33 protein-coding genes, 1 tRNA gene and 2 pseudogenes are annotated in these 22,747 nt (G+C 45.2%); all 36 read left to right on the top strand.

What is annotated here, in order from left to right; translation table 11 throughout:
• Positions 1-499: pseudogene (locus FTE26_RS00375) on the top strand (DUF3560 domain-containing protein); the annotation flags it as partial.
• 77 nt (positions 500-576) lie between these two features.
• Entirely contained in the window at positions 577-858 is a 282-nt protein-coding gene (locus tag FTE26_RS00370; protein WP_000823235.1) for a hypothetical protein, read from the top strand.
• The gene (locus tag FTE26_RS00365) at positions 855-1,220 is read left to right on the top strand and encodes a hypothetical protein (RefSeq protein WP_004105278.1); all 366 of its coding nucleotides are present in this window, start codon (positions 855-857) and stop codon (positions 1,218-1,220) included. The genes FTE26_RS00370 and FTE26_RS00365 overlap by 4 nt, the downstream gene beginning before the upstream one ends.
• 29 nt (positions 1,221-1,249) lie before the next feature.
• A complete protein-coding gene (locus FTE26_RS00360) occupies positions 1,250-1,408 on the top strand; it encodes a hypothetical protein (RefSeq protein ID WP_001706266.1) in 159 nt (52 codons plus the stop codon).
• Positions 1,405-2,016: a hypothetical protein gene (locus tag FTE26_RS00355; protein ID WP_004105282.1), complete on the top strand. Its 612-nt coding sequence runs from the start codon at positions 1,405-1,407 to the stop codon at positions 2,014-2,016. Before FTE26_RS00360 ends, FTE26_RS00355 begins: the two co-directional genes overlap by 4 nt.
• Before the next feature lie 2 nt (positions 2,017-2,018).
• Entirely contained in the window at positions 2,019-2,363 is a 345-nt protein-coding gene (locus FTE26_RS00350) for a hypothetical protein (RefSeq protein WP_001705006.1), read from the top strand.
• Complete coding sequence (locus FTE26_RS00345) at positions 2,356-3,072, top strand: ead/Ea22-like family protein (protein ID WP_023908961.1); 717 nt, start codon at positions 2,356-2,358, stop codon at positions 3,070-3,072. Before FTE26_RS00350 ends, FTE26_RS00345 begins: the two co-directional genes overlap by 8 nt.
• A 378-nt stretch (positions 3,073-3,450) precedes the next feature.
• Positions 3,451-3,846, top strand: a complete 396-nt coding sequence (locus FTE26_RS00340; RefSeq protein ID WP_001271967.1) for a phage holin family protein — start codon at positions 3,451-3,453, stop codon at positions 3,844-3,846.
• Positions 3,833-4,129, top strand: a complete 297-nt coding sequence (locus FTE26_RS00335) for a phage holin family protein (RefSeq protein ID WP_000254764.1) — start codon at positions 3,833-3,835, stop codon at positions 4,127-4,129. The genes FTE26_RS00340 and FTE26_RS00335 overlap by 14 nt, the downstream gene beginning before the upstream one ends.
• The gene (locus FTE26_RS00330) at positions 4,113-4,658 is read left to right on the top strand and encodes a glycoside hydrolase family 108 protein (RefSeq protein WP_024180651.1); all 546 of its coding nucleotides are present in this window, start codon (positions 4,113-4,115) and stop codon (positions 4,656-4,658) included. Before FTE26_RS00335 ends, FTE26_RS00330 begins: the two co-directional genes overlap by 17 nt.
• On the top strand, positions 4,655-4,933 hold the full coding sequence (locus FTE26_RS00325) for a hypothetical protein (RefSeq protein WP_023908959.1): 279 nt from the start codon (positions 4,655-4,657) through the stop codon (positions 4,931-4,933). Before FTE26_RS00330 ends, FTE26_RS00325 begins: the two co-directional genes overlap by 4 nt.
• A gap of 293 nt (positions 4,934-5,226) precedes the next feature.
• Positions 5,227-5,302 (top strand) — tRNA-Ile (locus tag FTE26_RS00320).
• Positions 5,303-5,610: 308 nt separating this feature from the next.
• Positions 5,611-6,198: an MT-A70 family methyltransferase gene (locus FTE26_RS00315; protein WP_135092932.1), complete on the top strand. Its 588-nt coding sequence runs from the start codon at positions 5,611-5,613 to the stop codon at positions 6,196-6,198.
• A gap of 111 nt (positions 6,199-6,309) precedes the next feature.
• A complete protein-coding gene (locus FTE26_RS00310) occupies positions 6,310-6,579 on the top strand; it encodes a hypothetical protein (protein WP_000867916.1) in 270 nt (89 codons plus the stop codon).
• Positions 6,579-6,776, top strand: a complete 198-nt coding sequence (locus tag FTE26_RS00305) for a hypothetical protein (protein WP_001222808.1) — start codon at positions 6,579-6,581, stop codon at positions 6,774-6,776. Before FTE26_RS00310 ends, FTE26_RS00305 begins: the two co-directional genes overlap by 1 nt.
• A gap of 74 nt (positions 6,777-6,850) precedes the next feature.
• Positions 6,851-7,150 (top strand): hypothetical protein, encoded by a 300-nt coding sequence (locus FTE26_RS00300; RefSeq protein ID WP_001141358.1) that lies wholly within the window; start codon positions 6,851-6,853, stop codon positions 7,148-7,150.
• Positions 7,151-7,336: 186 nt separating this feature from the next.
• Positions 7,337-7,489 carry a hypothetical protein gene (locus tag FTE26_RS00295; RefSeq protein ID WP_004105298.1) on the top strand — a complete coding sequence of 51 codons (153 nt, stop codon included), beginning with the start codon at positions 7,337-7,339 and terminating at the stop codon, positions 7,487-7,489.
• A 48-nt stretch (positions 7,490-7,537) separates the two neighbouring features.
• Positions 7,538-7,948 (top strand): annotated as a pseudogene (locus FTE26_RS00290) (hypothetical protein).
• 234 nt (positions 7,949-8,182) lie between these two features.
• Positions 8,183-8,806, top strand: a complete 624-nt coding sequence (locus FTE26_RS00285; RefSeq protein WP_023908957.1) for a ParB/Srx family N-terminal domain-containing protein — start codon at positions 8,183-8,185, stop codon at positions 8,804-8,806.
• Positions 8,806-10,179: a methyltransferase domain-containing protein gene (locus FTE26_RS00280; protein WP_004105305.1), complete on the top strand. Its 1,374-nt coding sequence runs from the start codon at positions 8,806-8,808 to the stop codon at positions 10,177-10,179. The genes FTE26_RS00285 and FTE26_RS00280 overlap by 1 nt, the downstream gene beginning before the upstream one ends.
• A 16-nt stretch (positions 10,180-10,195) precedes the next feature.
• Positions 10,196-10,915, top strand: a complete 720-nt coding sequence (locus tag FTE26_RS00275; RefSeq protein ID WP_000775053.1) for a hypothetical protein — start codon at positions 10,196-10,198, stop codon at positions 10,913-10,915.
• Between the two features lie 557 nt (positions 10,916-11,472).
• Positions 11,473-12,063 (top strand): ParB/Srx family N-terminal domain-containing protein, encoded by a 591-nt coding sequence (locus tag FTE26_RS00270; protein ID WP_001185429.1) that lies wholly within the window; start codon positions 11,473-11,475, stop codon positions 12,061-12,063.
• On the top strand, positions 12,063-12,614 hold the full coding sequence (locus FTE26_RS00265; protein ID WP_001019009.1) for a hypothetical protein: 552 nt from the start codon (positions 12,063-12,065) through the stop codon (positions 12,612-12,614). Before FTE26_RS00270 ends, FTE26_RS00265 begins: the two co-directional genes overlap by 1 nt.
• A 5-nt stretch (positions 12,615-12,619) precedes the next feature.
• Entirely contained in the window at positions 12,620-14,476 is a 1,857-nt protein-coding gene (locus tag FTE26_RS00260; protein WP_001406385.1) for a phage terminase large subunit family protein, read from the top strand.
• An 11-nt stretch (positions 14,477-14,487) separates the two neighbouring features.
• A complete protein-coding gene (locus FTE26_RS00255; protein WP_001058287.1) occupies positions 14,488-14,727 on the top strand; it encodes a DUF6148 family protein in 240 nt (79 codons plus the stop codon).
• Positions 14,724-16,298: a phage portal protein gene (locus FTE26_RS00250; protein ID WP_001022885.1), complete on the top strand. Its 1,575-nt coding sequence runs from the start codon at positions 14,724-14,726 to the stop codon at positions 16,296-16,298. The genes FTE26_RS00255 and FTE26_RS00250 overlap by 4 nt, the downstream gene beginning before the upstream one ends.
• A complete protein-coding gene (locus FTE26_RS00245; RefSeq protein WP_004105315.1) occupies positions 16,291-17,355 on the top strand; it encodes a head maturation protease, ClpP-related in 1,065 nt (354 codons plus the stop codon). The genes FTE26_RS00250 and FTE26_RS00245 overlap by 8 nt, the downstream gene beginning before the upstream one ends.
• 9 nt (positions 17,356-17,364) lie before the next feature.
• Positions 17,365-17,748, top strand: coding sequence for a bacteriophage lambda head decoration D family protein (locus FTE26_RS00240; protein ID WP_004105317.1), 384 nt, complete (start codon positions 17,365-17,367; stop codon positions 17,746-17,748).
• Between the two features lie 20 nt (positions 17,749-17,768).
• On the top strand, positions 17,769-18,812 hold the full coding sequence (locus FTE26_RS00235) for a major capsid protein (RefSeq protein ID WP_004105318.1): 1,044 nt from the start codon (positions 17,769-17,771) through the stop codon (positions 18,810-18,812).
• The gene (locus tag FTE26_RS00230; RefSeq protein ID WP_001523066.1) at positions 18,813-19,205 is read left to right on the top strand and encodes a hypothetical protein; all 393 of its coding nucleotides are present in this window, start codon (positions 18,813-18,815) and stop codon (positions 19,203-19,205) included.
• On the top strand, positions 19,205-19,549 hold the full coding sequence (locus FTE26_RS00225) for an ATP-binding sugar transporter from pro-phage family protein (RefSeq protein ID WP_004105322.1): 345 nt from the start codon (positions 19,205-19,207) through the stop codon (positions 19,547-19,549). Before FTE26_RS00230 ends, FTE26_RS00225 begins: the two co-directional genes overlap by 1 nt.
• A complete protein-coding gene (locus FTE26_RS00220) occupies positions 19,546-20,031 on the top strand; it encodes a hypothetical protein (protein ID WP_000609134.1) in 486 nt (161 codons plus the stop codon). The genes FTE26_RS00225 and FTE26_RS00220 overlap by 4 nt, the downstream gene beginning before the upstream one ends.
• A complete protein-coding gene (locus FTE26_RS00215) occupies positions 20,032-20,322 on the top strand; it encodes a hypothetical protein (RefSeq protein WP_001284546.1) in 291 nt (96 codons plus the stop codon).
• Positions 20,322-21,785, top strand: a complete 1,464-nt coding sequence (locus FTE26_RS00210; RefSeq protein WP_004105325.1) for a phage tail sheath family protein — start codon at positions 20,322-20,324, stop codon at positions 21,783-21,785. Before FTE26_RS00215 ends, FTE26_RS00210 begins: the two co-directional genes overlap by 1 nt.
• 16 nt (positions 21,786-21,801) lie before the next feature.
• Positions 21,802-22,323, top strand: coding sequence for a phage major tail tube protein (locus FTE26_RS00205; RefSeq protein WP_004105328.1), 522 nt, complete (start codon positions 21,802-21,804; stop codon positions 22,321-22,323).
• A gap of 9 nt (positions 22,324-22,332) precedes the next feature.
• Positions 22,333-22,614 (top strand): phage tail assembly protein, encoded by a 282-nt coding sequence (locus tag FTE26_RS00200; protein WP_000450805.1) that lies wholly within the window; start codon positions 22,333-22,335, stop codon positions 22,612-22,614.
• Positions 22,615-22,747 lie beyond the last annotated feature (133 nt).

Raw genomic sequence — 22,747 nt, 5'->3', positions numbered from 1 at the left:
GCTATTTAAGTTGCTTCGTAAGCTGCAAGGCTGCATGAAGTCACACGTCAAAATGAAGGCCGCAAATAAGGCCATTCGCAAATACAAAAAAGACCAAATACAGCAGCTTTCTGCATTAATCGATCTCAGGTTTACAGAAAGCGAAGCCAAAGAGTTACTGGCCGGAGATTTCTGTGGGCACATCGGATTCCCTTCATACGCACTGAGCAACAATAACGCCGAAATCAAACGACTACAGAGCCGTATTAAGGAGCTTGAATCGGTCAAGTCTGTAACAGGAGCACAGCGCGAAGAATACGACGGCTTTTCTATGGAGATAGATCCAGAGGATAACCGCATCCTGTTTTATTTCCCTGGCAAACCAGAGGCAAACATTCGTTCGCTGCTTAAATCACGCGCCTTTAAGTGGAGTCCAACCCGTAATGCATGGGTTCGCAAGATTACTCCAAACGCCCTGGCTGATGCCCGATATCTAAAAGAATCGCTATTGAAAGCCTGACAGTAAGCCTACGGCGGGACGTCTCCCGCCGTATATAGAATTATATATTTATACAAATGTATAAGGACGCCTCGACAATGAAACGCAAAATTATTAACCCCCAAGATGTGATTAATTTCCTGACCGATCACCCATGTTCAAAAGTGGACGTAATCGCGGAGCACATTGGTGTGTCGCAGAACTCTATGCGTTGCAGACTGAGAAGCATGGTTGCCGAAGGACAGATAACAACCAGGAAAATAAATGGTTGCCTGTACTACTCCGCTAAACCGGAATTGCCATTTGGCATGAATCCTAACTCCATGTTGTTTAACACCTTATTAGCCAAAGTTAAGCCGTTGAGAGGGGCTGTGGCATGAGCATCAAAACCCATACCGGAATAATCATTACCAATGATGGTGAGAAAAGAGTGAAGTTGCGCGAAACGCCGACAACCTGGTGTGTTGGTCCGAAAGAAACATATCGCAAGGAAGATGGCCGTCGTTGTGGGGCACCACTTTCCCGCCGTCGCCTCCTTTTGAGCACGATAAAACCTATCGGGCAGGTTGAGCAACCAACGACTCCGGTAACGAAGATTTCAGACAAGAGTCTGGCAAACCTGATCGCTGATGCGGACAAGGTGCTGGAGCGGAACACCCCCGTTGCAGATGAGGAATGGTGGCAGGATTTCCGAGCCGCAATGCTAGAGCTTCAGGAACGTCGTCGGGAGGAGTTGAAGTGAGCAAGAAAAATGCCGGATGGGTCAGGCCAATGAAGGCGAATAAACATCATTATTTTAATGAAGGTGAAGTAACCAGCATTTGCGGCCGTTGGATGTATTTTGGTGATTACCGTGAGCCAGACACTTTTGAGAGTCCTGATGATTGCGTGTCTTGTCGCCGGAAATTGAACAAGGTGGCTTCTAAATGAAAGAACGTGGTGTTGTTTTTAATGACGATATGGTTAGGGCCATCCTCGAAGGAAGGAAGACGCAGACTCGCCGACCTGTAAAAAATGTCAGGGCCGATAACTGCCTGGTTATCCGTAAACCGACAAAGAAACGCAATGGTGTCTATACCCACGTTATGGATGCACTGGAACATGGTTTATGCCCGTTCGGTAACGTTGGTGATCGCATATGGGTCCGTGAAACATTCAACGCTTTTTGGCTGGATAACGATGTCATTCAGGAAATCAAAGATGGTGTCTCTCTGGCTTCTGAACTGTGTGATTACAAGGCTGATTACTCAGATAGTAGCAAGCCAGCTGAGGGCTGGACCCCGTCGATTCACATGCCGCGCTGGGCTTCGCGTATTTTGCTGGAAATTACCGACGTGCGTGTGGAGCGGCTGCATGACATGAGCGAGGCAGATGCTAAAGCAGAAGGCGCATCTCCGGTGACGTACAAGATTACACCGCCGGAAGCTGTTTATCGCGTTGGCTTTGGTGATATCTGGCGCGGTATTTACGGGCAAGAGAACTGGCTATCTAACCCGTGGGTATGGGTAATTGAGTTTAAGCGTATTAAGGAAGCATAACTATGAGCAAATCACTTAACGCACGCTGCATCCGTCGCTGGACCGTCGAATTTAAAGGCCGCTGCGACTCAAAATATAGCCCGTATTGGCGTAAGCGCGACCTGCGGGGGTACATCCGTGAGGTTGCACTGAACACCGCGGATTGCATGGTCGAGCGTATGGCCGAGGATAATGCGATGGTAGATTTTCAGGGGGCTAATCGAGGATGGTCGCCGGAGTTCTCAGCCTGGTACCACGAACGCCGTGAACAGTATCTCAAAGAGGCGCGCGACCATCTGAACGAAGACGCCACCAATGACGAGGTTGACGAGGAGATTCAGAACGAGCTGGAGGCCTGGAATGACTAACAGCACAGCAATTAACTATCAGGCACTACGTGAGATAGCAAAACAGGCAACACAAGGCGAATGGGTCGCATTTATTTCGTCGGGTACTGGTACATATGCGGTGCATACACCCGGTGATAAACGATGTGAAGACGTTATCAAATGGACCGGCTTTGACGGACAGAAAAACGCAGAGAACAACGCTCGTTATATCGCAGCTTTCAACCCAGAAGTAGTGCAGGCGTTGCTGAATGAACGGGAAGCACAAAGCAAACGCATTGCTGAACTGGAGGCCAGTCGTGCGGCGCTGGCGGCGGAGAATGCAGGGCTTAAGGCGATATGTGATGACCGTCGCAGGTTCATCATGAATGGGGTGCAGACGGGTTATATCAAGGTGCCAACAGCGGAAACAGCTCCAGACCTTGAGACAATTCGCATTGCTATATCACCACAAAAGCCCATTCCAGCCACCGATGCTTTCCTGGCTGAAATACGTGCGGAGGCACGCAACGAGGGGATTAACTACACCGCAAGCCGTCTTGCTGCTGCGTTCAATCACGGATTTATCAATAAGTCTTTGCGTGAAGTTTTCGACGTTACACGCATGATTTTGTCAGCGAAAGAAGAGTTGGCTAATGAACCGCACCCGATTGATGGCCTGTCCGGTGAATATGCGGAGAAATCTCTTGAGGAGTGGGCGGAACAGATTCGTAAAGGAGGCGACAAGTGAGCAATTTAGCGAGGCTACGAGCAGTATTTAGATATTCAGAGCGGGTAATGAGGCACATACAACCGAAAACATGGCAGAAATTGGATTCTGTGGGAGTTAAGTTGGAGAAGATTACTCAACTTAAGCAGTGGAATATCGGCGAATATTATGGAAGTCCTGGTCGGGATGTTCAGTTGGTAAAAAGTTGAACATTGCTTTTTTATTGATCGATTAACCACGATATGAAGGTTTTTTTATGGGGAAACCTTGTTTTAGGTGGTAACTGGGTGTAGTGTTTCATTTAACGTAGTAAAACTGCGTTAAGCGATTACCGCGTAATTTGTTGCTTTATGAAGCCCTGCCTTTTTCGGCGGGGCTTTTTTTTTAACGAGGATTTCAATGTCAGCAGAACCAATTTCCGGTACGGCCGTTGCTGCTGGTGGCCTGATGGGTGCCAGCGTTTTTGGTATTGCAACTGGTATTGATTACGGCGTTGTATTCGGGGCATTTGCTGGCGCTGTTTTCTATGTTGCTACAGCGGTGAATATTAGCCGTCTCAAGCTGATTGGCTATTTCTTTACATCGTTCATTGTTGGAGTGATTGGAGCGCCGTTAGTTGGCTCATTTCTTGCTAAATGGACCAGCTACAACGATCGTCCTCTGGATGCGCTTGGTGCGGTTATTGTGGCTGCATTGACCATTAAAATCCTCACGTTCGTAAACAGCCAGGATCTCGGTAGCATCTTTGGAATGCTTTCCCGCTTACGTGGAGGGGGTTCAAATGGTAAGCAGTGACCCGTCAGCACTGATTAATGCGGTGCTTTGCACAGTAATAGTAATGGCGCTGATGCTTTATCGACGGAAAGACTCCAGGCATCGTCCATTTGTTTCCTTTCTGGCTTATATTTACGTCATTGTATACGCCAATGTTCCCTTCCGTTATGTGTTCGGTCTTTATCAAGAATCCCACTGGCTGGTGGTTATTGGAAATCTGATTATCTGCATCGTTGTTCTGTATTTCAGGGGCAATCTGGCGCGGATAGTTGACGCATTAGGGTTTAATCATGACCAAAGATGAGATTTTTAACAGCGTTCTTGGAAAAGAGGGCGGCTATGTGGATCACCCTGACGACAAGGGAGGCCCAACAAAGTGGGGCATTACTCAGAACACTGCCCGTGCTCATGGATACCGTGGCGATATGCGCGATTTAACCCGCGAACAGGCACTGGAAATCCTTGAGGCTGATTACTGGTACGGACCACGCTTTGATCAGGTGGCCGCATTATCCTCTGATATTGCCGCAGAGCTGTGTGATACCGGTGTGAATATGGGGCCAACAGTGGCGTCCAAAATGCTTCAACGCTGGCTGAATGTGTTCAATCTGCGTGGGAAGCTGTATCCCGATTTGGATGCAGATGGACGAATCGGTCCACGTACCATTAATGCGCTGCGTGCTTATCTTGGGAATCGGGGAAAAGACGGCGAACGGGTGATGCTGACGTCGCTGAACTGTACGCAGGGCGAACGCTATCTGGAGCTGGCGGAGAAGCGCGAGGCGAATGAGTCGTTTGTCTACGGCTGGATGAAAGAGCGAGTGGTGGTATGACTGGTTTGAAGGCCGTTTTGTCATTTATTGGCACAATTATATTGGTTGCATTCGGCGCGTTTGGTTTTGGTCGTATGAAGGGGCGAGAAAAGGCCGAAGATGAAGCTGAAAAGCAGCGCATTAATGAGAATGCAGCCGCCGTAAAAGCCACTGCGGAGCGGCGTATAGAAGTGACAAAAGAGGTGGGGAATGTACATCAGAGTGTTAACCATATGGCTGATGACGATGTTGATCGCGAGCTGCGGGAGTCGTGGAAGCGTCCCGGTGGTGGTTGATACCGCCTGTGATTGGGTAAAGCCCATCTACCTGACTGATCACGATATCGATGTTATGGACCGCCAGACAAAGAAAGATATTCTGGCTCATAACAGGGCATGGGAAATCAACTGCCCCAAGTAATATATATTTCTATAATTATATAAATATATAGTTACAACATTCTATGCGCTTTTCTCATGGGCGCACGCATCAACCATGTTTGTCTGATATGCCGCCGCGCCCAAAAATCCTGAATTTATTGGCTGGGATTTTCGTGCGCGGCGCCACACCAGACAAACAGATCAAATATGGCCCCTTAGCTCAGTGGTTAGAGCAGGCGACTCATAATCGCACGGTCATCGGTTCAAATCCGGTAGGGGCCACCAATTCACTCTCACACATAAAGATAAGCGCGGTGGAGTTACTTCCTTCGTGCTCATCTTTATGCGTGCCTGGTGCGCATTTCGGGCGAACGTGGGGCTAAGTTACAGGCAGGGCCTGTTATCCGCAAAGGGGTAAAAGCTGGAGCGGCACGGAACTGTAGCCGTGTTACCAAAACAGCGTTGTCGGGCGATATCCGGCACACAACAGGCAAGGGCATTAATCAGTCTGGTTAGTGCCCTTTTCGTTGTGTCTGCTGTAGAGCTGGCCAGCGTTATGACTGCCGGAGATCAGCGCCGGAGGCACAACTAACATGGAGGCAATTGCATTGTTTAATCTGATTTATGCAGATCCCCCCTGGGAATACAAAGATAAGTGTAAGGATGGGAATCGTGGAGCTGGTTTTAAGTATCCAACGATGAAAGCTGAGGATATTGCTCGTATTCCTGTCTGGCTGCTTGCTAATCCTGAATCGTGTTTGTTGGCCATGTGGTGGGTTCCGACTCAGCCAGAAGAAGCGTTGCTGGTGGTGAAAGCATGGGGATTCAGGCTTATGACCATGAAGGGCTTCACATGGAACAAATGTGGTAGCCGACAACCAGATAAGCTGGTGATGGGGATGGGGCATATGACTCGTGCAAACAGTGAAGATTGCTTGTTTGCGGTAAAAGGCAAATTGCCGACCCGCCTTGATGCGGGGATCATTCAGTCGTTTACATCGCCTCGTCTGGAGCATTCTCGGAAGCCTGATGTGGTTCGTGACAAGCTGGTAAGGCTGTTAGGTGATGTTCCTCGTATTGAGCTGTTTTCTCGCGGTGATTTACCTGATGGTTGGCATGGCTGGGGCAACCAGTGCAATGGAGGTATCCAGTTGCATGATGCTCTCTGGCAAGTGGCATAAAATTATATAATTATATATTTATATAAAAAGTGCTTTACAGGTGGGAAAAAATTTCCTATGGTTATACCCGAAACCGAGCGATACCCGCCCTGGTTAAACCGGAGAAATCTGATGAAAGTACAAGACCGTGAAGTAGTAAAAAACCTCCTGCAATACCTGACCTCAAAAAACCTGACGGGCAGCGTTGAGTTCCGTGAAGCGTTAAAACATTTCAACGTCACTACGGTTTATCGTTGGGAAAACAAACATTCTGAAAGACCGTATGTGGTGGATGTTTTTGCGCCTGATATTGAGTGCGGTTTTGAGCGTCATTCGTTCAAGGAGAAACATTCTGCTGATTTTTTTTGTGAGGTTGTATGTGCGGCAGGAGATGATGAGTGATGCGTATTTCCTTCAAACGTGCGACTGAGCAGCAACGCAAAGAGTTCCTGGCTGATGATGTTGCGGCCGTTTATGACCTCATGAAAGAGGTTGTGGAATCAGGGAACTACACGGCGGCAAAGATGCTTAAACTGCAATTCTTGCTGGGCGACCTGAAATACAAATCCGAAGTTGTCGCCGGACGACGCGAGCATTAAACCGTAACGATAACGAACAACGAGCCTCGGCAATTGCCGGGGCTTTTTTACATCCAGACAAAGGAGAACATGGGATGCCTTCGACAAGCACCAAAAAAGAAATGGCGGTTAGTGATGTGCTTTACGCGCTTTCGACTATATGTGACGGAGCAATGATGAGGATGAAAGTCCTCCGTGAAGCATACGGAAAAAGTCACGATGAGGCAGCTAAAGAATGCCTGAATGAGATTGTGGACTTCATTGATAACCATCGTTCAGTTATATCGCGTCAACCGACAGAGTCGTCCATCACGATTAGCGCACCGGTTATCAATATATCAGTAACTGCGGCGTGTAAATCAGCAGCGGAAGATGATCGTGCTTATGCCGAGTGATTTGTTCTGGTTTCCGCTTCCAATAAGAGATTTGTTGGTATTTCTGGCTGGCGCTTACGTCTGGAGAAAAGCGAAAGACACCTCGTTATCTTTGAGGTTTGTCTTAGCTATATCGGTAGGAACCGCGCTGGGTACGGCGTATCTCTTGATATTACTGGAGGTATTCATTGAAAAATGGATAGTTTCATGAATGGTCTTGGCATTTTTCTGATGATTGTGGCCGTGTGTTTTTGTATCTCGCTGGTGGTTATTGCTGGTGTCCTGTGGCGCATCTTAGTGGCGCAGAGAGCTTTTCGGCTTAAGCGGGAGCAAATGCGCCTTGATTTCTATCGAAAGTAACTCTTACAGCCTCGCGGTGTCGCGGGGCTTTTATTTTCAGGTGATGTTATGGAAAAGAAAGAAGATAAACCGATTGCCATTGGTGCAGAGTCTGTTCCGTTTAAGTTTGAATGATCCCAACTGGTAACAATGCGTATCAGTGAAGAGTGGGGAGAAGTACAAGCCCGTGCTCAGTATGCAAATGGCGAAAACCAGTATTTGATTCACTATCAGGCGGCTGATGGTCGTGCTACCACAGAGTGGTTCGGTGAATCGATGTTGATTGCGATGGAAGATGATCGTTATCCAGGCTGCCCTGTTTTTGCCTGTGTTGATTTGCCAGAAGGCGCGGTACTTGAAGACGACAAAGAAGAATGCTCGTCTGATGGCGAACTTGTCATTACCGGAATCGTTGATGGTAAGCCGGAATACTCTCGTATTGAGGTAAATAACGGCCGCATCCGTTTGATCCCTGCGTAACGCATTACAGCAGCTCTTGTGCTTATCAGGGGCTGCGATAATGCGCAAACCAAAGCTGCCTCATTAACTCCAGCTCGCTGTGGAGTTAATGCTGGTGGCTTTTTTATTACTGGAAGGTGGGCGACCGCCGTCAGTTGCGACCTGACGACAGTCATTCATACCCACAGGGTGCCGTGGATACAAACCGAGGCCCACTTGCTTGCACAAGCGAGGGGATTTTAGCGGATAAACGGCATGACAAAACATCTTAATGTGGTTTCTTTACCACTTTCTGTGTTGATTGGTTATGAAAAGAACGCTCGCACACACTCCGTGGAGCAGGTAGATCAGATTGTTGCCAGCATACAGGAGTACGGATGGACTAATCCGATCCTGATAGACGAGAACAACGTTGTAATTGCTGGTCATGGTCGAATTGCTGCGGCCACTCAGTTGGGGATGGATGAGGTTCCCTGCATTGTTCTGGAAGGGCTAACGGAGAATCAGAAGAAGGCATATCGTCTGGCCGACAACCGTATTCCGCTGAATGCTGGTTGGGATGAAGAGTTGTTAAGCGCGGAGCTTGCAGATCTTGCGGCCGATGATTTTGCTCTGGACTCAATTGGTTTTACTCAGCGCGAACTGGATAACTTATTGAGTGCGGCGGTCTACGATGACACAGAGGGTATGGATATCCCATTTGAGAAGGATGAGGCCAAATCAGGCGTAAAAGTTCAGTACCTGTCATTTGGAGGTCATAAAATCCCGGCAACGGATGAGGAAGCGGATCGTTTTGACTGCGCGGTGTCTCGTTATGTTGATGATAATGGCAGCTATATCGGATTTGTATCCGCATTGCTGGCTGGGGAGGTGTGCTGATGCTTCACCTCAATTACGACATAACGCACCTACGCGGCGCGGAATATAACCCGCGTTTTATCGGTGAGGATGATCTTGCGAGGCTGGCGGAAAGCGTCAGGGAGCTGGGGCTTGTGAAGCCATTGATAGTGCGCGGCGATTTGCTGGTGGCGGGACACCAAAGGACGAAGGCGCTACGTAAGTTGGGAATAACGCGTGCTGCGGTGTATGTGTTGCCCTGTGAAACGACGGTATACGACGAAGTACGGTTTAACCAACTGCATAACGGAACGGATTTTGATAGCGGAGATGAGCGTTGCAGGGTGTCCGGTCTGGAAGATAAGCATGGTTTTGTTCAGGTTTCGGCAAGCCAGATCTCAGGCAATATGCGCGCGAAAATGGCATATGTTCGAAAGAACATAGCGGAACTGGTTATCAAGTATGGACCGTGGGGTGGTTGTGTTGCTACTCAGTCTGGCGAGGTTATTCACTGTGCTCAGTATGCATTAGCAGCGAAGATGACGCGCACACCGCTAACGGTGTTTGTGATCCCTGATGTTGAGAAGGAAAAATACCAAAGTTATCTGAATAAAACTTATGGTGTATTTGAGTATTCTCATCTGGAGAAAACAACATACATCCAGACGTATGCGCAGCTTATGCGGTTGCGTAATGGTGGCAGCCTGAAATCAAACCTGTATGAGTCGTTGATCCTCCCGATCATTGCCAAGACGCCAAGAGGAATTGATTTTGGTTCGGGGCAGGGAGACTACGCGCGAATGCTCAGGGCAAAGGGATATAACCTGCATGATCTCGAGCTTTTCCGCCGTAAGGGCGCTGGAAACACTCTGGATAGGACCGCAACAAACCGGATGATTGATACGCTGGTGGACGACTTAAAAACGCGAGGGCGTTACGACTACGTGATTTGCGATAGCGTTTTGAACTCGGTCGATAGTGTCGAGGCTGAATGGTCCGTTCTGACGGTTCTGAAAGGCTTGTGTAAAGCTGGTGGGTCAATATTCTTTTCTGGCCGTAGCCGTGGAGAGCTGGAAACCGTCCTGAAACAAACACAAGCGGCGAGTTCCAAAAGCCGGCTTTATTTTATTGATCATAACGGTTTTACCGCGTTGTACCGGAAGGGGCACTGGTTTTACCAGAAGTTTCACTCTGATGATGAAGTGAAGCAGTTGTGTCGTGTACATGGTTTCAGGATTAAGCGGTCAATATTCAACTGTAAGAGCTGGTATTTGCACGTCATTAACGATGATTCCCTTAGTTGGGCGAGTCTGGAGAAAGCTGTTCGTTTTGAGTTTGAGTTGCCGTTGCCTGGTGGTTCAACAATCGGACGATCTGATGATGTGCTGGCGGCTTTCCGGCCGTTGATTAAGTAGTGTGTAGGAGGCGCTGGTGGCTGACAGAATTGAGATAAAGATGGATTTTTCTTCTCAGGATATTCAACGACAACTCCAGCGCCTTGAAGAACGCGAATTGCCGTTCGCAATGGCGCTTGCGGCAACCAGAACGGCAAAGGCTTCTCAGGCTGCGATTAAGAATGAAATTAATCGGGTATTTGACAGGCCCACGCCGTGGATTCAGAACTCTACTTACGTTTTGGCCGCAAAGAAGAGTGATCCTACAGCCATTGTGTATGCTCGTGAATGGGGAGGAACGCCAGCCCCTGTAACGTTGACTCCGCAAATCGAAGGTGGACAACGACAGTACAAACGCTCAGAAGGGGCGCTAAGGGCTGGTGGATATTTGCCTAACGGCTGGCAGCTTGCTCCTGGTCCCGGTGCAAAGCTGGACAAATACGGGAATATTTCGCGGGGGCAATTACAGCAGGTCTTATCTGGCCTAAGAGTTCAGCGAGATGCGCATCAAAATCGCCGTCAGGGCAAGCCTACGGAGTTTTTTGTTGTTCGACCTGGTACAAGTAACCCGCTTCAACCAGGCGTCTGGCAGCGCGTTGGGCGGCGTCCTACGTTGATCCTTACGTTTATCCAGCAACCTAACTATTCGCAGCGTCTTGATTGGCATGGCGTGGCGCTGCGTGCTGGTGAGGATGCGTTTGCTGATGAAGTCACAAAGGCTATTGATGACATTCTTTCTAAGACTTTCTCTCGTTAATCATCGTGTGGTTGATGGTGTTGTTATGCAGAGTGTATTCACTGTGTTCTGTAGCGTCGCTCGCTGGCTGTCTGTGGGTGGGCACGAGCATCGTTTCATCGTCCGGCAGAATTGGGTCCTTCTGGCCAAAAGCGTTGGATGCGGGTCATTCGAACCCCGATGTTCGGCTAGCTAAACGTGAAAAAAGTTAGGTTAAAAGTTGCGGTAAAAGAAATTTACCCATCTCATTGAAAAATATTGGGAAAACGTGATTTTTTGCTGTGCTTGTGATGGTGAAAAGAAAGTAGAGAATTTTCTTTTAGATCATCAAGATACGCGCAGATCTTTAACCAATGCAAGGCTGTTTTGATAAAAATCTTTATAAATCATGCAAATACATCCAATCTTTTAACCAAAACACCATCGGAAGATCCTTTTTACTTATAAAAACTTAATAAAACCAGATAATTATGCTGGTTTGTGTGATTTTTTATGAGTAAAAAGATCGTCATTTTTCTCTTTTAGTATCAATAAGTTAAACATTTTTCTTTAACCTGTTGTGTTATGGCGGTTAAAAAATGGCTCTAAAAATCGAATATTTACCAGTCGGTAAGCTGCTCAGATATGCCAAAAATTCACGGACTCATTCAGATGAGCAAGTTGAACAGTTGGTGAACAGTATCCGTGAGTTCGGTTTCACTAATCCTGTGCTGATCGATGAAAAGAATGAACTGATTGCGGGGCATGGGCGGCTTGCAGCAGCCGAAATTCTGGAAATGGATAAAGTTCCGGCGATTCGGTTGAGTAACCTTTCTGAAAAACAGAAGAAGGCGTACAGGATTGCAGATAACAAGCTGGCCTTAAATGCTGGCTGGGATATGCAGCTTCTGGCCGAAGAAGTCAAAGAGTTAATGGATGATGATTTTGATATTGATCTGCTTGGGTTTAATGATGCAGAGCTTGACGAAATGTTAAGCGATGAACAGCCGCAGGAAGAAGACGATAATTCTTCCCCTGTTGTTCAAATTAAGTACCTGGCTATTGATAAAGAACGTATTCCCGCGACGGATATGGAAATTGCATTGTTGCTGGATGTTTATCGTCAGTACCACGACGCGCATGAAACGCATGAGGGATTTGTTCAGTATCTTGCTAATGGTTGCAAGTAATGGCCATCGTCAGTAAGTCAGAGTTTGCCCGCCGGAAAGGTATTTCTCCGGCAATGGTTACGAAGCTCTGTCGTTCCGGTCGCATTCCAGTGCTGAAAAGCGGCAAGCTGGATTTTGATAAAGCCAGTGCGGCTTATGAAGCGAGCCGACAGGTTGGTCGTGAGGTATCTGCTGAAAATGGAAAAAGAGGGCATGGGATATCTTCGGAACAACCAGAGTTACCCGCTGATGATGCCGGATTAGCTGGTGGTACTTCCGGTGTTGCGGTGCAATTCAACAAGGCTAAGACCGCAGAAAAAATTTATCAGGCAAAGCTGAAACGCCTTGAATTTGAAGAAAAGGAAGGCTCTCTCATCGCTAAAGATGCGGTCAGGGATGATGCATTTCTGGCAGCTAATGAATTGCGTAGCCGCTTATTTAGTATTGCTCCAAGAGCAGCTCCCCGTTGTGAAGGCAAAACAGCCAGGGAGATCGAACGCATTATTGAAGACGAGATTAATTTTGCGCTTCAGGCGCTCCAGGAATCCCGATTTATTAAGCAGGAAGAATAAACCTCATGGGCGAAACAGTATGGAGCACCGCTTTTTTCCGTGCGCTTCGCCCTAAATCACGGCTAACTGTTTCCGAATGGGCTGATAAGTATCGTCATGTAGCGCCGGGAACGTCTCCAGAGCCAGGGCCGTGGCGTACAAGCCGAGTGCCATATTTGCGTGAACCAATGGATGTTATTGGTGACGCTGATACAGAAACAGTAGTGATGCAATGTAGCTCGCAAATTGGTAAATCCGAATTACAGCTAAATGTTATGGGTTACTTTGCAGATCAGGAGCCATCTCCTCAGTTGATGATTTATCCAACGGTAGAGGCGGCTGAGGCTTTTTCAAAGGAGCGTATTGATCCGACGTTCAAATATTCCCCTGGTTTGAAACACAAGCTGCATGAAGGGAAAGAGGGGCGCGGTGCAGCCAAAAAGTCCAGCACGACTATACGTATGAAGCATTACGCTGGTGGATATATAGCACTTGTTGGTGCTAATTCCCCAGCAGGTCTTGCATCCAGGCCAATTCGAATACTGTTAGCTGATGAGATTGATCGTTACGGTGTGACGCAGGAGGGCGACCCACTAAAACTAGGTATTCAGCGTACTACCAACTTTCATAATCGTAAGAAAGTTTTTGTTTCTACTCCTGTTTTGGAGGAAACGAGCAAAATCCACAAGTGGTTTAAGCTCTCCGATCAGCGTTACTACCATGTTCCTTGCCCATGTTGTGGCACCATGCAGGTGATGAAATGGTCGCAAGTCAGATGGGATAAGAGCGATTCAGGTGAGGCGTTACCGGAAACGGCCAGATATGAGTGCTGTGAGTGCGGCGGGATTATGCGCGGATCTGGTAAACCAGACGTTGATTGGTTGGCGAAGGGGGTATGGATAGCTGAACATACTGGAGTTAAAGGTATTGTTGGTTTTCATATTAACAGTCTTTACTCCCCGTGGGTTGCATTGTCAGAGCTGGTTGAAGAATTTACGGAAGCAACCAGAAACCGCGATAAAAATGGATTAATGGAGTTTATTAACCTTAAGCTGGGTGAGCCATGGAAAGAGGATGCTAAAGACGATATCGATCCTGAATACTTGTTGCAACGCAGAATAAGGTTTGAAGAGTTTTTACCAGATGATGTTTTATTGTTAAGTGCTGGTGTTGACGTACAGGACACGTATTTAGTTTGTGAATTGGTCGGTTGGGGAAAAGGTAAGGAGTCATGGGGGATAGAATATAAAATATTCCCAGGTGATCCCGCACAAGATGTTGTCTGGAAACAACTTGATGAATACTTACTCCGTAGCTGGTCATTCCGTGACGGTCGAAAATTACAGATTTCTTCCGTTTGTATTGACTCTGGTGGGCATTTTACGACAGAGGTATATCGCTTTACTAAGCCGAGAGAATCAAGGCGAATATACTCTATCAGGGGGCGTGGTGGGGTAGGTTTACCGTTTATAGGAAAGCCAAGTAATAATAACCGTGTGGGTGCTATGTTGTTTAATTTGGGGGTTGATGATGGTAAAGGGACCATCATGGCAAGAATTAAACTACATGATCCTGGTCCTGGTTATATGCATTTCCCATTAGATTCTGACAGAGGATATGATACCGAATACTTTAAAGGATTATTATCAGAGAAGAAAATATTTGAATATAAAAATGGGCAGACAAAAGAAAAGTGGGTAAAAGTCTACGAGCGTAACGAGCCTCTTGATTGCCGTAACTATGCAACTGCCGCGATGGAAATTCTGAACCCTAATTTTAACTGGCTTGCCGAACAGGAAATGCGAGGTAATGTGTATGTGCAGAACTCGTCAGGTATACGTAGAAGACGCCGTAGAGTTATAAGTAAAGGCGTAACCATATAGAGGAAATATAAATGAACAATGAAGCATTTTCTCTGACTGAAGCCAGAGAGATGTTATCTGTCTGGCGGGAAGCATATCGCGCTATTGCTATTGGCGGTCAGTCATATAAATTTGGTACGCGGCAGTTAACTCGTGCGGATTTATCAGAAGTCAGAAAAGAGATGGATTACTGGCGTAATGAAGTAGAAAGATTATCAGCAGGTATACGCCGAGGCCCACGAATTAAACGAGTGGTGATAAGAGATTTATGAATATTCTTGATCGAGTTATTGCGCCGTTTTCACCTCAGAGGGCATTAAATCGAGCTTTGGCAAGAAAACGGTTAGAAGCACTTGAAGGTATTAATAACCTTGGATATTCACGTCATGGTGCAAGCACTCATAAAAAATCATTAAGGGGTTGGTTTAGTAAAGCTGGTTCTCCTGATGATGATATTGTTAAAAATATAGATAAATTGCGTGAGCGTTCTCGTGATCTCTTCATGGGAAACCCGCTATCGGTTGGCGCAATAAAAACTATCAGGACAAACGTTGTTGGTTCCGGTTTAAAACTAAATGCGAACATTGATGCCGATTTCTTGGGGATGACGCAGGAAGAAGCGCGAGCATGGGAAAAGCATGTTGAGCGTGAGTTTAGATTATGGGCTGATTCTCCAAATTGTGATGCATCAAGAATGTGTACTTTTGGACAATTGCAATCATTGGTCCAAATATCTGCGTTAACATCTGGCGATATATTTGCTGCGCTACCAGTTATTAAGCGTAAGGGTGTTATATATGATTTGTGCGTCTATTTAATTGAAGGTGATCGTGTTTGCAATCCAGAGGATCGTTTTATACCAAATCTTTACGGTGGCGTAGAGGTTGGTGAATTTAGCGAGCCTGTGGCGTACTGGGTTGCAAAACATCACCCAGCCGGGACTTCTGGTTTTGTAACCCGCAAGTGGGAACGTATTCCCGCATATGGGAGTAAAACAGGAAGAAGAAATATTCTGCATGTCATGCAGGATTTTGAAAGGCCTGGGCAACGCCGTGGCGTTCCTGTCCTTGCTCCTGTAATTGAAGCATTGAAGCAGTTAGGACGATACACCGATGCTGAATTGGTTGCTGCGGTTGTGTCAGGGATGTTTACTGTCTTTATTAAAACAGACGCTCCTGATGGGCCAGTCGGTGAATCGGGTATCCCTCAGTACGAGCAGATCGATAACCATGATGATAACACCCAAGAAATGGGGAATGGCTCCATAGTAAGTTTGGGTGAAGGTGAGTCGATAGATACAGCAAATCCCGGGCGACCAAATACGGCATTTGATGGTTTTGTTGTCGCCATATGCCGTCAAATTGGGGCTGCTTTAGAACTCCCTTACGAACTCTTGGTAAAGCATTTTACAGCAAGTTATAGCGCAAGCAGGGCCGCATTACTTGAAGCCTGGAAAATGTTCCGTATGCGACGTGACTGGATGGTTCAGTCATTTTGCCAACCGATCTATGAGGAATGGTTGGCCGAAGCCGTTGCTAAAGGTCGTGTTATTGCCCCTGGTTTTTTTTATGGGCCTGAATATCGCGCTGCATGGAGTGGCGCTCAATGGTATGGCCCATCACAAGGCCAATTAGATCCCCTTAAAGAAGTCAAAGCTGCAAAACTGCGTGTTGAGGAAACATTCTCTACCCGTGAAAAAGAAGCGGCTGAAATGTCAGGTCTTAACTGGGAAGAAACCGCACAAATCTGTGGCAGAGAAGAGAATGCTCGCCGTGAGTTGGGGCTTATTACACCTCCTGTTTCTGAGGTAAATGAACAAAATATGGAGACTGATGATGCCTAATTGGTGGGAAATAAAAAATAGCACGGGTGAAGATGACTCTCCGGCTGAACTTTTAATTTACGGGTATATTGGTGAATTTGATGAGGTTTCTTCTTCTGACATAGTTAATAAATTAAAGGATATTTCATCAAATACTATCAACGTAAAAATTAATAGTTATGGTGGTTCTGTTTTTACTGCTCAAGCTATTCTTTCATCATTAAAGCGTCATAAGGCGAATATTACGGTTTATATCGACGGGATTGCTGCATCGGCTGCAACTATTATTGCAATGGCGGGTGATAAAATTATTATCCCATCTAATGCTATGATGATGATCCATAATCCGTGGACATTTGCTGCTGGCGATGCGGATGAATTGCGTGATATTGCTGAGATGATGGATAAGATACGCAATAGTATTTTATCTGCATATAAGGAGAAAACAGGGCTTTCTGAGGATAAATTAATTGAACTAATGGATCAGGAAACATGGCTAAATGCAGAAGAGGCTGTAGAGCTTGGATTTGCTGACGAAGTTGAAAAACCAATACGCTTATCCGCTTCTATAAAGGAAGGGATGCTTTCGCTTAATGGAATAACTTTTGAAGCATCAAGGTTTTCAAAATTACCTGATTCACTCGCAAAGTTGCCGCAAAATAAAAATGAGTTATCTACTGAATCAAATGAACAAAATGAGGACGATATTGTGACTCTTGATGAATTAAAAAATAAATATCCAGAATTATACAATCAGGTTTTTAATGCTGGTAAAGACGAGGGCGTTAAATCAGAACGCGAGCGCATTGAAACAATCGAGAATAGCGTGATTCCTGGTCATGACGACCTGGTTAAGAATGCAAAATTCAAAACAGGAGTTTCTGCGGCTGAACTTGCTTTGGAAATTATGAATGCAGAGCGAGCGCGTAACAAAAACTTTCTTAATCAACGGCAAGAAGACGCAAGTGAGGTGAATGATTCAGTTGATGTTAATCAACCAGAAAACAACGGCAACAAACAGGCTGAAGCAGTAAAAAATGTTATTGGGTCAGTATTTAAAAACCGCGATAAAAATTAAGGTGAGTTTATGCGAGAGTCTTTTTCATTTGAACCAGATAATCTGATTATTTCTGGTGGTATGCCAGCAATTCCAACAAGTATTAAACTTGCCAGCGGTAAAGTAAAACGGGGTGAGTTACTTGCTTTTGTCAGTATTGATCAGACAACAAATGTTGTCACTGTGGCGCCAATAAATCTCTCTGGTGAAGGGGAGGCAAAAGAACCGTATTGTATCGCTCAACACAATATTGATGCGACTGATTCAGCGCAAGTTGGAACAGCATGGCTGACCGGAATGTTCAATGCACATGCGGTTATCCTTCCTGAATCAGCAAAGATTGCCGATGTATATCTGGCTTGCCGGAAGGTTGGGATATTCCTTAATACCGCACAACAAAATCCATCTGCATAATATAAAGAGGTCGTATTTTTATGCCGAATATTGATATTTTTGAACGACGTACAATGCTTGAGCCTGTTATTCAGAATTTCAAGGCTCGTCGTTTTCTTCTTCGTACCTTTTTTCCTGGTGTTCAGACCTTTAATACAAAGAAAGTTGATCTGGATTTTGTTCGCGGGGGCCGTACTATGGCTCCGTTTGTTGGTAAAGGTTTTGGCTCAAAAACCGTTGAGCGACGCGGCTTTGTAACGAGAACTCTGGAGCCACCACTTGTTGCACCTGATTTGGTAACAACAGCCGAGCTGCTTTTAAACAGGCTTCCGGGTGAGAATATTTACAACGCAAAATCGCCAGAAGAACGAGCCGCCGAGCAATTAGGTAAAGATTTGCTTGAGCTTGATGAAATGGTTAACCGCCGTGAAGAATGGATGTGTGCACAAGTCTTGTTTACGGGGCAGGTTGATATTGTTGGTGAAGGAGTGGATGACACAGTTTATTTTTGGCCTGAAGAGGAAGGAGATAAACCATATCTTGAACTGACAGGTGATGATTTATGGAGTGCAGCAAAATCAGATCCGTTGGTCAATGTTCGCAACTGGAAACGTCGGGTATCACTAACTTCAGGTTTTACACCTCGTGTTGCCGTAATGGGCGCAAAAGTTGTTGATGCCTTCGTTAAAAATGAAGCAGTAACTAAATATCTTGATAATCGCCGAAAAGAGCTTGGGTATATTGAGCCTAAGGAGTTAGAAGAAGGCGTAACTCATTATGGCAATCTTGAAGGTGTCGATTTTTATGGTTACGACGAACTTATTCGCAATGATAAAACAGGAAAACCAGAACCATTAGTACCGGAAGATAAGATCCTCTTTGGCTCTCCTGGTCGAGGAACGATGCTGTATGGTGCTGTAGAGCTTGTAGATGACGCCGAAAAGACTCTAACGATTGTTGAGTCGCCACGAGTTCCAGACACCTGGGTAACTCGTAAGCCGGCTGGCCGTTATGTTGCCATGAAGTCATCTCCACTGCCTAATCCTGGTGTGGCTGATGCCTATCTGGTGGCTAAGGTGGTTTAAATGGCCAGACTGATTAAAAACATTGATACGATAAGCCACGGCTCGCTAAAAGCGGGCCGTTTGCTTAATGGGCTAATGGATAACTCCAGAATTGCCGAACTGATTGCGTCAGGACATGCTATTGCCACCGAAGAGGATGGTGATTTGGCATCGGCTGGGGGCTATGATGCTGCTAAGTTAGCTTTTGAGCATGGATACGCATCTGCTGTTAATGATGCTGTGGACGCAGGGTTGATTACGCGAACGGAGGCGGGTAGCTGTGTATTCGAGGTTGAGTTTGAGGATGATGGCGGCAATGAGGAAATGGTTGCTGATGATTCATCTGAGTCTGTAGCTACTTCTGATACCAGTAATGCGAAAAAATCAACGCAAAAAAAAGGTAATAAGAAGTAATGAACTCCTTCAAAGAGGTTATAGCGCAAGATATTTCTGCAATATTCCTCAATGAAAAAGAGTTTGCCGATACATATAACATAGACGGCAAGGATATCCTTGCCGTTATTGATACAGACCTTATTCATGAGCGTAATAAACGCTCATATGCTGAGTTTGCAGAGGGAATAAATCAGGGGCAAATAATATTATTTGTTTCAAGAAAAGATTTTCCTGTTCTCCCTGTCAAAGACCAGTCAATGAAAATCAACGGTAAAAGTTATATTGTTGATGAAGTATCAGATAATGTTGGTGTATTGGAAATAACTCTCACTGTTAATACTAACAGAGGAATGCCGATTTGATTAATCTTTTGATAGATGCAATAAAAAATCGGTTGGAACATGAGGTTTTCCATGATTTATTAGTGCAGGGGCCTCCTTATGATGAAACAGACAGCGATATTAAATTGTTTGTTCCAACAATATTTAAAGGGTACTTGCCTCCTAAATCACAACCATCTCCAGATAAACCGCCAGAATTTCCTCATGTGATTATCAGACCCACGGAAGGAGGAATGCAGCCTGAAACGGATGAAGTTAAGGTTAAGTTTCTTCTAGGTGGTTTTTGTGAGGACCATACTGGGTATGAATGGGTAATGGCTCTTCTTGAAAGGATGATGTTTCATTTTCAGGAGAAGCCTTTACTTGAAGAGAAATTTCTCTTTCAGGGTGATATCAGATGGCGAATGTTTGATGATCAACCATATCCATATTGGATAACGGAAGCAACTGGAACGTGGCTAGTATTAAAGCCTCAGAATATTCAGTCTCAGGAGTTTATCTAAATGGCTAATAAGAAAAGTAGTAAAGAAGATATAGAAAAGAAGGAAGATGTTGCTCAAACATTTGTATATATAGGACCAACAATCCCTCAACTCTCAATTTTGAAGCATAAACTATTTAAGAATGGCTTATCTCCAGAGTGTGAAAAATTAATATCACATATTCCTGGTGCAAAGTGTTTGTTTGTGGCAACCAGTGATTTTGCAGATGCAGAAAAAAGACTTTCTGATAAAACCAGTGTCGAGTATGTAATGTACTCTAGAGTTTCTTCTTCTATCATGGAGATTAAATAATGGGATATCGCCACGGTATTTATATATCTGAGCTGGCTACATCTATAACTCCTCCAGTACAAGTTAGTGCTGGGTTGATTGTCGCATTTGGTACAGCTCCTGTTAATCAGTTAGAAGATCCAGCCTCAGCGGTAAATAAACCTATCATTGCTTATACATACGCAGAGGCCGTATCTAAAATAGGATATAGCACAAACTTCGAGAAATATACTTTAAGCGAAGTAATTAAAGTCGCATTTGGAATATATGGTGTTGCGCCAGTTGTATTTATCAATGTGCTTGATCCAGCAAAGCATAAGAAAGACGTAACTGATGAGGTAGTAAAACTTTCTGGCGGGAAAGGTACGCTCTCTAACGATGGTGTCTTATATAAATCTGTTGTTGTGAAAAAAGCAGATGGTGATTCGGCAGGGTTAACGGTTGATACCGATTATGTGCTGGCGCTGGATGATAATGGCTATACGGTCATTACCGCTATTAGCGGAGGAAAAATTACCGAAAAAGACGCTACTCTTAAGGTTAGTTATACACATCTTGATCCCGGTGCCGTAACTAAAAATGACATTATCGGTGGTGTGGATTCCAACACTAAAGCCAATACAGGGCTTGAGTTACTGTCTGATGTGTATCCCCGCTTCAAGTTGGTTCCTGGACAAGTGATTGCGCCTGGATTTAGTTCTGATAGTGAAGTTGGTCAGCTAATGGCGGCTAAAGCCGCGTTGATTAGTGAATTGTTCAAAGCAGAAGCCATAACTGATGCACCGACCGATAAATCTACTATCAGTGATTACTCGGCTGTTCCTGAATGGAAACAGAACAATAATCACATGGCCGCTAACCAGACAGTGTGCTGGCCGATGGTGAAACTTGGTGACAATATTTACCATCACTCAACCCATTTAGCGGCCGCAACATGCTTGCTGGATAGTCAGTATGGCGATATTCCATCACGTTCTCCGTCAAATATAAAACTACAGATGGACGGTGCTGTACGTAAAGATGGCAGTGAAGTATGGCTTAACATTAGCCAGGCAAACTACTTAAATGGACAGGGGATTGTAACAAGCCTTAATTTTGATGGTTGGAAATCATGGGGAAACCGTAATGCTATTTATCCAACATCTACAGACCCCAAAGACGCATTTCGTGTTTGCCGACGTATGTTTAACTGGGTGGGTAATACGTTAATTCTTTCGCATTGGTCAAAAATAGACAATCCTGCAAACCGTCGATTAATTGAATCGATTGTTACAAGTGCGAATATTTGGCTTAACGGCCTCACAGGTAATCAGGATATTGCAGGTGGTGTTGTTACCTTTGATCAGTCTGAAAACACGATTACGTCATTGATGGACGGGATTGTTAAATTCCATGTAAAAATGACACCATTCTCACCTGCCAGAGATATAGAGTTCGTCATGGAATATAATCCTGATTATCTGCTGAACTTGTTTTCTGAATAAATAATAGGAGGTTGCTTTGAGCAATCAAATTCCTGAGAGACTTATTAACTTTACAGTATACGGTGAGGGAAACCGTATTATCGGTGTTGCTGACGCAAAGCTGCCATCAATTGAGATGATGACAGAAACTGTTAGTGGTGCAGGTATCGCTGGAGAGCTTGATAGCGGAACGCTGGGGCATTTCAAACCAATGACTGTCTCTCTTAAATGGCGAACTCTGACCTCTGCTGGTACAAAATTATTTCTATCCTCATCGCATCAGGTAGATTTTCGCGGTAGCCAGCAGGTTTATGATGCCGGAACAGGAAAATATAAAACGGTTCCTATTCGAGCTTCAATGAAGCTAAATCCTAAAAAACTGGATTTGGGTTCGCTACAGGTAGCAAAGGCCACTGATTCAGAAAATGAATTCGAAGTTCTCTATATCAAATTATTTATTGATGGGAAAGAAGTCTTAGAAATTGATAAGTTGAACTTTATTTGTATCTTTGATGGCGAAGATATATTAAAAACTGTTCGTGATGATTTAGGTTTATAAGGTGAAAAAATGGAAACCGTTAAATTAAGTAAAGAATATCGTTTTGAAGACTTTGAGCCAGTGACTGAACTCAACCTTGATTTAGACAACCTAAAAGGCAGTGATATTTTAGAGGTATCGGACTTACTGCAATCTCAAGGGCATGTTTCAGTTCAAACATCACTTGATAATAAAGTCCATGCAGCCTTGGCTGCTCGCTGTATTGGTCGTCCAATAGAGTATCTGAATGGATTACCAGCGAAAGACTTTGTTAAAGTTTGTCAAAAGGTACAGAATTTTTTGCTCTCGTAGGTTTTGATGAGCAAAAACCTATTGATAAGCAAATAATGAGGGCCGCGAGTTCTCTATCTCAATCATCTCAATCAACACCTATATCCTACTGGCTTTCGCTTCGGTTGAGGCGAATCGTCGCATGGATTGACGT

The organism is Escherichia sp. S10b (assembly GCF_028421345.1).
GTDB lineage: Bacteria > Pseudomonadota > Gammaproteobacteria > Enterobacterales > Enterobacteriaceae > ECMA0423.
Note: the sequence above shows the minus strand (reverse complement) of the source record. Positions and strands in the feature narration are given on the sequence as shown.